Source organism: Streptomyces sp. NPDC048278, assembly GCF_040652195.1.
Classification (GTDB): Bacteria; Actinomycetota; Actinomycetes; order Streptomycetales; family Streptomycetaceae; genus Streptomyces.
In genome coordinates this window covers 33,039-41,087 of record NZ_JBEZLP010000060.1, presented here as the reverse complement: position 1 = coordinate 41,087, position 8,049 = coordinate 33,039, and the positions used below count along the sequence as shown (strand labels likewise).

Annotated in this window: 11 protein-coding genes; 9 read left to right on the top strand and 2 right to left on the bottom strand. The window is 71.6% G+C overall.

Annotation, left to right across the window (positions count from 1 at the left end; all coding sequences use genetic code 11):
• The first annotated feature begins 48 nt into the window (after nucleotides 1-48).
• Nucleotides 49-1,593, top strand: a complete 1,545-nt coding sequence (locus tag AB0D74_RS48510; protein WP_362602409.1) for a recombinase family protein — start codon at nucleotides 49-51, stop codon at nucleotides 1,591-1,593.
• Here AB0D74_RS48510 and AB0D74_RS48505 read toward each other — a convergent pair.
• Nucleotides 1,559-2,080 carry a hypothetical protein gene (locus tag AB0D74_RS48505; RefSeq protein WP_362602406.1) on the bottom strand — a complete coding sequence of 174 codons (522 nt, stop codon included), beginning with the start codon at nucleotides 2,078-2,080 and terminating at the stop codon, nucleotides 1,559-1,561. The two genes, AB0D74_RS48510 and AB0D74_RS48505, sit on opposite strands and share 35 nt — an antisense overlap.
• A 189-nt stretch (nucleotides 2,081-2,269) precedes the next feature.
• A complete protein-coding gene (locus tag AB0D74_RS48500) occupies nucleotides 2,270-3,070 on the bottom strand; it encodes a helix-turn-helix transcriptional regulator (protein WP_362602403.1) in 801 nt (266 codons plus the stop codon).
• Between the two features lie 128 nt (nucleotides 3,071-3,198).
• Here AB0D74_RS48500 and AB0D74_RS48495 point away from each other — a divergent pair, with 128 nt between their 5' ends.
• The 8 genes from AB0D74_RS48495 (at nucleotide 3,199) to AB0D74_RS48460 (ending at nucleotide 7,959) form a co-directional block, all read left to right on the top strand.
• Complete coding sequence (locus tag AB0D74_RS48495) at nucleotides 3,199-3,417, top strand: helix-turn-helix transcriptional regulator (protein ID WP_362602400.1); 219 nt, start codon at nucleotides 3,199-3,201, stop codon at nucleotides 3,415-3,417.
• Nucleotides 3,414-3,602, top strand: a complete 189-nt coding sequence (locus AB0D74_RS48490; protein ID WP_362602397.1) for a hypothetical protein — start codon at nucleotides 3,414-3,416, stop codon at nucleotides 3,600-3,602. Before AB0D74_RS48495 ends, AB0D74_RS48490 begins: the two co-directional genes overlap by 4 nt.
• 90 nt (nucleotides 3,603-3,692) lie before the next feature.
• Nucleotides 3,693-4,604 carry a hypothetical protein gene (locus AB0D74_RS48485; RefSeq protein WP_362602394.1) on the top strand — a complete coding sequence of 304 codons (912 nt, stop codon included), beginning with the start codon at nucleotides 3,693-3,695 and terminating at the stop codon, nucleotides 4,602-4,604.
• The gene (locus tag AB0D74_RS48480) at nucleotides 4,601-5,269 is read left to right on the top strand and encodes a hypothetical protein (protein WP_362602391.1); all 669 of its coding nucleotides are present in this window, start codon (nucleotides 4,601-4,603) and stop codon (nucleotides 5,267-5,269) included. The genes AB0D74_RS48485 and AB0D74_RS48480 overlap by 4 nt, the downstream gene beginning before the upstream one ends.
• Entirely contained in the window at nucleotides 5,266-5,793 is a 528-nt protein-coding gene (locus AB0D74_RS48475; RefSeq protein WP_362602388.1) for a hypothetical protein, read from the top strand. The genes AB0D74_RS48480 and AB0D74_RS48475 overlap by 4 nt, the downstream gene beginning before the upstream one ends.
• Complete coding sequence (locus tag AB0D74_RS48470; RefSeq protein ID WP_362602385.1) at nucleotides 5,790-6,077, top strand: hypothetical protein; 288 nt, start codon at nucleotides 5,790-5,792, stop codon at nucleotides 6,075-6,077. The genes AB0D74_RS48475 and AB0D74_RS48470 overlap by 4 nt, the downstream gene beginning before the upstream one ends.
• Before the next feature lie 71 nt (nucleotides 6,078-6,148).
• The gene (locus AB0D74_RS48465) at nucleotides 6,149-7,369 is read left to right on the top strand and encodes a hypothetical protein (RefSeq protein WP_362602382.1); all 1,221 of its coding nucleotides are present in this window, start codon (nucleotides 6,149-6,151) and stop codon (nucleotides 7,367-7,369) included.
• Nucleotides 7,366-7,959 (top strand): helix-turn-helix domain-containing protein, encoded by a 594-nt coding sequence (locus AB0D74_RS48460; protein WP_362602378.1) that lies wholly within the window; start codon nucleotides 7,366-7,368, stop codon nucleotides 7,957-7,959. Before AB0D74_RS48465 ends, AB0D74_RS48460 begins: the two co-directional genes overlap by 4 nt.
• Nucleotides 7,960-8,049: the final 90 nt, after the last annotated feature.

Genomic DNA, 8,049 nt, shown 5'->3' with positions numbered 1-8,049 from the left:
TCCTCCGAAACCTTTCAGTAGGACCGTCTTTCGCGCTAGCTTCGGCCCATGCCCATCGCACCCGAGTACCTGCACCTGGTGAGACCGGACCTCGCCCCGTTCGACGCCTACCTCTACGGACGCAACTCCGTTGGGAAAAGAGCGCGCAGCGTCACGGACCAGCTCGCCGAGGGACGAGACCTCTGCGACACCAACGGCTGGCCCGTCGCGGACGTCTTCAAGGACCCAGGAGTCTCCGCCTCGCGGCACGCCCGAAAGCGACGCCGCGACTTCGAGGCGATGCTCGAAGGCATCGCCGCACGCGGCTGCCGGATCGTCGTGGCCTTCGAGGCCAGCCGCTACTACCGCGACCTGGAGATCTACGTCCGACTGCGGAAGGCCTGCCATGAGGCCGGCGTGCTGCTCTGCTACAACGGCACGGTCTACGACCTCTCGAAGCGAGAGGACCGTAAGGCGACGGCCATGGACGCGGTGAGCGCGGAGGACGAAGCCGAGGGCATCCGGGATCGCAACCTCAGGACTACCCGTCGAGTCCTGGCCGAGGGGAAACCACACGGCCCTGCCGCGCTGGGCTTCAAGCGCGTGTACGACCCGGACACCGGCGACCTGACCGAGCAGGTCACCGACCCGGACTGGTCGCCGGTCGTCAGCGACATCTTCACGTGGGCCGAGGCCGGCAAGTCCTACGACCACATCCGGCAGAAGCTCAGGGAGGCCGGGCGTTCCACGCGGTACGGGAACGACTTCGGAGACAGCACACTGCGCACGATCCTGCGGAACCGGGCCTACATCGGCCGGCGCATGCACTACGGAGACGACGCCGGCGACGGTACCTGGAGCGGCTTCATACCTGAGGAGCGGTTCAACAACGTCCAGGACATCCTGGACGAGCGGGCCTCGGACGGCACGCACGATACCGCCGTGAAGTACGTGTACTCGGGGATCGGCTGGTGCGGCGAGCATCTCGACGTGGACCCCTTGCTGAGGAGGACGACGAACCGTACGGGGCGCGGGATCTACCGGTGCGAGCTGAAGCACATCGCGGTCGACGAGTCGAAGTTCGAGGCGTACTGCGACGAGTCGATCCTGAAGTGGCTGAGCTCGCGGCAGGCCGCGGAGGCCTTCCGGGCGGGCGACAGCTCATCCTCGGCGACGGCGCGGAAGGCGCGCACTCTGCTGAAGGGCTATCAGCGGCAGCTGAAGGAGGCACGCGCCAAGGCCCGGATGTTTCGCGCGGACGGCACACCGATGCTCTCGATCGACTCCCTTGCTGATCTCGAATCGGAGCTGCTGCCTCGCATCGCGAGGGCCGAGCAGGATGCGCGGGTGCTCTCCATCCCGCCTGTCGTGCGGGACCTGGTGGGCAACCCCGAGGCCGACGCGGTATGGGATGCCCTGGACATCGGGGAGAAGCGCCTGGTGGTTCGCCGAGTCGTGAACATCCGGCTGTTCAAGGCCAGGGCCCCCGGGGTGAAGAGCATCGAGCCCGGCCGTGTCCAGCTCACGTTCTACGGTGAGCCCGGCTTCCAGCGGAAGCCGCGGGAAGCCGGGCGGAACGTTACTTCAGGGTCAGCGGAGCCCCCGGTACGGTGAGGGGCGGTGCCGGGCTGGCAGTGGTCGGCGGCGGCGGGCGCTGGATCCAGCACTGAAGCCACAGCCCGTCTCCGGCCAGGCGCAGCAGCAGATCGTTCATCTCGTTCTGCGCCTGCTGCGTGCACTCGTCCTCGTCGACGAGCCAGACGCAGCTGCCGTCCTCCTCGATGGCGACGACGACCCGTCCGGACGGGAGCATGTGGCCAGGCACGCGTTCCCAGCGCGAGACGGCCATCATGAGGCCCTCGGCCGGACCCCTCATCCGGTCGGCGCCCGTCCACTTCTGCCGCCAGTGCCCGTGCACGACCTGGTGCATGGACAGCCGAGTGATCCGGTCGGCGAGCAGATGACTGCAGTGCCGCTCGTCCAGGAGCACGGCGGCCTGGCCGCCCGCCTGGTCCCGGATGTCGACTGTGCGCCCGTCCGGGATCGCGCCGCGTGTCGCGGTCCGGTAGTGCACCCGTATCTGTTGTGGCCTGTAGGACATGCGTCCCCCCAAGTACGCCGCACCGCCACAGCAACAGGAGTGACGGCGCGGATTCGTGATGCTCCGCTGCCACGCGGGGGACCCATCTTGCCCAGAGCAATCACTTTTGGCCACACCGAATTCACGCTCTGTTATTACCTGATTCTCAACTGCGGTGTTGCGGCGCGCAGTTGGCAGTCCAGAAAGTTTTCAGCCATCCAGTCTCGGAGCCTTGCGGTAGAGCCGCATCAACTCCTGCATCTTCGCGGCGTCCTCGGCGCTGAGTTCGCCCTCCGCCATGCCCCGGATCTGGCCGTCGCTGCTCCACACGGTATGGACATCCAGGAACTGAACGCCGGCCGCGTCCTGTACTCGGATGGGGTCAAGCTGCAGAACGATGGCCAGCGCATCCAGGTGCGGATATTCCGGGTGCTCGCCCGGGCTGAGTGCCGCTCGCTCAAGACGGTCCAGCCAGTCGGCCTCGATCAGCCGATCGCCGCTCGCCTGGTCGGCTGTGGCAGCCGCCACGGCCTCCAGGCTCAGCCCTGCCTCGGCGCGCCCCAGTCGCACCAAGTCGGAGAGATCGGTACGGACGACTTCGGGTGTCCGTGAAGCCTCAAGATCCTGGCGTGCGAGGCGCATGGCCTCGTCGAAGCCGTCAGGCGTCACGCCGAGTTCTCTCGCCGACGCACGCACGACGCGCCGCAGGGCCTCGTTAGGGGAGAGGGTGCCGGCCGCCGGAGACGTCGGGGCGTCCTCGCCTGCGGGCAGTGCTTCGAGGAGGGTGGGTTCGCCGCCGCCGAGGATGGCGTAGACGCTGCCGGGTGCCCAGCGCAGGACGTCGTCGAGCGCCCGGGCGGTGATCTCGGTTGGTCTGGATTCGCCGCGCCGGATGGACCTCAATGCCTCGTACGTGATGCCCGCAGCGTTCGCGAGGTCACGCCACTTCAGGCGCAGCTCAAGGCGACGATGGTTCATCGCCTCGTCCAGCCGCTCATGCGGTTCCGGCATCGGCACCCCTTCTGACCAGCGAAACACAGGATAGCGCAACTTACCGCAATCGGGCCTTTGCTTAGATCTGTGTATAGCTGTGTTCTGCGGGTTGTGCACCTGTGTAGATCTGCATTAAGTTGTGGTCCATGCCCAGCGAAACCACAAATCGAGTGAAGCATCAGCGGCTGCGGCGCGGCATGACTCAGCAGAATCTGGCTGATAAGTGCGCTGAAGCGGGCGTTCCGGTGGACGAGTCGCAGATCAGTCGGATCGAGCGAGGGATCTACACGCCGCGCCCGAGGCTGCGTGCCCTCCTGGCGGAACTCCTCGAACTCGACGTCGACGACATCGGTACAGCGGCGTGACCCGCGAGGAGCGGCACCGGATTCTCAGCCCGGCTGAGATCGCAGACGCCCACGCCCAGGCCGACCGGGCCCTCACGACCGTGGGGATTCCCGCCGAGCTCATCGAGGAGCTACGGCCGATTCTCGCCCCGATCGCCGCGGCCATCGCCGCCGAAAAAGCAGCGGCCCGCGCGACGGCCGCCTGATCACACAGTTCGGGGCCGCGCCCGGCTGGACCCCGGATCGCGACCCCTCGGACCACCCACCCCCTTGACCTACCGCAGGAGTGGATTGCCGTGAACGCATCTTCCCAGACCCCGCCCGGGGCACTGCCCCCGGAACTCGCCCCCGCCAGACGGCTGCCGGAGCGCGCACCGTTGTCGGACGCGGCCCGCGCCGCCTTCGAGGCGTACGGCGCCGTCCTCCCCGTCCCGGCCGGCCCCGCCGCCCCGGACGTTTCCGCGAACACCGTGTCGGTACGAGCCGCCGCCGGTGTCCTCGAAGCGGCCATGACGAACGGCGCGACCACGCCGGCCGAGCTCGCGCAGGCCGAGGCCGACGCCGGGCTGCTCTTCGACCCGCAGCGCGCTCAGGACATCGCCGCGGCGGCGGCCGAGCAGGCCCACGCCGAGGACCAGGTCGAGCTCGCCGAGCGCGGTCACCAGCTCGCCCGCATGGCCGGCGCCCAGCGGCGCGTGGATGCGGTGGGCCGACTCATCGAGGGCCGCCCCGGGTTTCATCTCCTGCCGGTCGCCGAGATTGCGGCGGCCTCCGAGTACGCGACCACGCCCTACGACGGCCTGCCCATGACGCTGTCCTGGACCGGCCGGGCCTCGGTGCCGGACGCGCACACCACCCACCGGCAGGTCGTCGTCGAGTGCGTGTCGTCGTACGGCGGCCGGGCGGACCTGGTCGTCGAGGGCGAGGCCCGCATCGCGCTGGGCAGCCTCCTGGACGAGGAGGCCCGCGCCACCCGTACGGCCTGCCCCACCGACGGCTGCGGCACCGTCGACGACTACGACACCTCCGACCCCGCGATGGCCGGGTGGGCGCTGCTGGAGGTCGCCGGCGTCGACGACGAGCCGCGCTGGTACTGCTCGCCGCCGTGCGTCATGGCCGCCCTCGCCCGCGCGGGCGAGGAACTCGCCGCCGACGACCAGGCCGCCGCCGTCGACCCCGACGAGCAGGCCTCCGGGGGTGGACAGTGAAGTCCGCGCTCGACACCTACCTGGGGTGGGAGCAGCCGCAGCACCGTGACGGCTGCAAGCGGCCGTCGTGGGACGTCGCGTTCCGTACGGACGAGCGGGAGTACCGCCGGGAGTACCGCGGGTACGGCGAGCCGCTCGCCAAGCACGAGTGCCCCGACGAGCAGTGCGCGCACGGCGCGTTCTTCGACCGGGTGAAGGTCCGGATCGTGTGCCGGTCCTGCGGCGCCGCCACCGTGATCACGGGCGAGGACACCGAGGAGACCAGGACGAGCAGCACCAGCACCCTGCGCATCGCCTACGGTCTCGCGCCGCAGCGGAAGGCCGAGCTGCTGCTCTGGCCGGCCGACCCGTGGATGGGCCGCGACCTCCGGGACGAGGACTTCCCCCACGACTTCGTGGTGACCCGGCTCGGGGTACGGGAGGTCACCGAGGCCTCGGTCGTCGGGCAGATCACCCAGAGCACGGGCAAGCTCCGGGGCCGCGTGTGGGCCACGCTCGCCGTCCCCGACCCGAAGGGCCAGTTCGGGTTCGGCCAGCGGATCCAGTGGGCGCATTCCAACGACGGCCGCGGGCAGGGCGGTCCGCCGCTGCGCACCGTGCTCGCAGCCGCGCGCTGGATCGGCGCCCGCGTCGCCGAGCACGAGCTGCAGGCAGGTGCGGCATGAACGCCATCGAGGAGCAGCCGACGACCGGCACCGCGCAGGAAGGCATCCCGAGCAGCGGCCAGCTGTCCGTGGACGACGCCACCCGTGCGACTCAGCCGCACCTGCCGTACGCCGACGCCGTCTACGCCGCGCTCGCCGAGCTGCAGTTACTGCCGGACCTCGTCGAGGCCGGCACCCGCCGGGAGGGCACGGTGATGGGGAAGCGCCAGCCGCCCGAGCTGTTCGCGCGGCTGGTGTGGCTGCCCGGTCACGATGACCTGGCCACCCTCGACGTCCAGGCCGAGGGCCTGACCGTGGAGTGGTCGCACCTGGGCGGCTGGGCCATCCGGTCCGGGAGCGACCTGGTGGTCCTCGACGTCGACGACCTCGCCGACCCGGCCACGGTCGCCGAGGCTGCGATGCACGCCGCGCTGTGCGGGCTGGGCTGCGGCTGCGACCGGCCGCCGCCCGGCCGGTGGGCGCACGCCGTGTACCTCGACATCGCCCTGGTCGCCTACGACGAACGCCAGGGAGGCGCGCGGTGAGCGTCGAGATCCTGCTGATCGGGTGCGTCCTCGTCCTGCTGGTCCTGTTCGTGGTGGCCGGCGTCGCCGAGACGCGCCGCGAGCGCGAGCAGCGGACCGCCGCCCGCATCGTGCAGCCCCCGCGCCGTCAGGCCGCGCCGGAGGTCACCCACTGGGAGCCCGAGTGGTCGCTGATGCGCGCCCGCCGCGTGCGCCGCACGCGCGGCCACGCCCGCTTCTGCCTGGACAACCCGGCCGTCCGCGCCCGCTGGTTCGCCGAGTACTGCCGCCGCACCACCCACTGAACCCCCGGGCCGGGCGGGACATCGACCCCTGCTCTGTCCCGCCCCGCCCGGGCCACCACTTGGAGAGCATCATGCGTCGCGACCCGCGACTGGAGATCATCACCGAGGCCATCGAGCGCCTCATCCCCGGCGCCACGCCGGCCTTCCTGACCGTCGAGGTGCAGGAGACGCTGCCCGGCACCGCCAACCCGGACGGCACCCCTCATAAGCACGCCTGGACCGGCAAGCCCGAGGGCCTCGCCGAGCACATCTTCACCCGCCTCTACGGCCGCCCGCGCCCCGAGGAGCCGCTGTCGCCGGTCGCCCAGGCCGAGGACGCCAAGCGCCGCCGCGACATCGTCGGTGAGGTCGGGGCCCTCATGGCCGCCGGCAGTGCGCTGGAGTCCGCGCCCTGGTACCCGGTCCGCCCCGGTGACCTGGTCCACATCGCATATGAGGCCGCCGGGGACACGCCGGCGTCCGGGGAGACCTACATCGTCGACGAGACGAGCGGGCCCGGCGACGTTCCGCCTGGCCTGATGAGCCTGCACCTGCTCGCCGTGAGTCCGGGCGTGCCGCCGGAGCAGGCGCAGTTCGCCGGCCCGTTCGCTACCGAGGCCGCCGACTGCCCGATCTACGAGCTGTGGTTCGAGGCGGGGCCGCACCGGCTGACGATCGTCCGGGACGGCCAGGTCGTCCACGACGGCCCGTCCCGCAGTCTCGGCGCGGCAGCCGCGGCGGGCGCGCTGACGTCGGCCCGGGACCTGGCCGCAGCCGCCGCCGACGCGGTGCGGTACCTGGAGCACGGTGAACCCGAGCTGGCCCGGGCCCGGCTGCGCTCGCACAAGCCGCTGCCGCCGTGCGGCGCCCCGGGGATCACGGTGGGACAGGCCGACTGTGCGCGCCCGCGCGGCCACCGGCCGCCGTGCAGCCCGGACGCCGACTACATCAGCGAGCCGCATGAGTGCCCGGCGCTGCCCCAGCAGCTGCACGCCGTCGTCACCGTCGGCGCGAGGGTCACCGACGTCGGGATCGAGGGCCTGTACGAGGAGCGGGAAGCGGCCGTCGACCACGCCTCCGGGTTCACCTACAGCGAGGAGCTCACCGGCCGGCATGTCACGCCGATGCCGCACGGCGGCACGGTCGTGCTGCTGCCGCAGCCGAAGGACGCGCACGGCGTGCAGCTGGCCGTCGTCGTCCCGCTGCCGGTCCTGCCGGACCCGCGCGCTGCGGACGAGTGGGCGGCCGAGGGCATGGCGACCGCGCTGGGCCCGGAGGACTACGCCGACGACTTCCAGGACGTGGACGAGTGACGCGCGCGGACCGGCTCACGCTGGTGCGCCAGCACGCCGCCGAGGGGAAGAGCCAGCGGCAGATCGCGGCGCACCTGGGCATCTCCAAGGACACGGTGCGCCGCGACTTGGAGCTGCTCGCGAGCCAGCCCGAGCCGCAGGATGAGCCGGCCGATGCGCCGGTCGATGCGCCGGACGATCCGGATGCGCCGCAGGTCACCGAGGCTGCCCCCGCCGAGGCCGCGCCGCAGGATGCGCCACCGGCCGCGCCGGAACCGGCCGCCTCGGCCGCCCGGCCGGTCGAGGGTGCGCCACCGGTGTTGCCGCGGCGCATCCCGGCGCACGACCGGCTCACCGTCGACATCGACCTGGCCCAGTGGCCGCCCCTGCGGACCGCGCTGGCCGAGCTCGCGACCACCGGCGTGGACACTGAGCGGCTGATCGTCCAGGCCTTGGTGACGCTCGCCTCCGGATACCGGCAGGGCGTCGCCGCCGGCGACATCCGCTATGGGCTGCCGTTCCACGTCCGGCTGATCAGCGTCGGGCCGCCCGAACCCGGCCTCGCCGTACCGCGCAGACCCGTCCCGCCCGCACCCGCTCCGGGCGCCTGAGACCGGTCCGGCCGCCCGGCCGCTCAGCTCCGCCCCCGAGGGGGGCGGCCGGACCGTCCAATCGAACACCCGCCTGATCGAGGAGGCTCC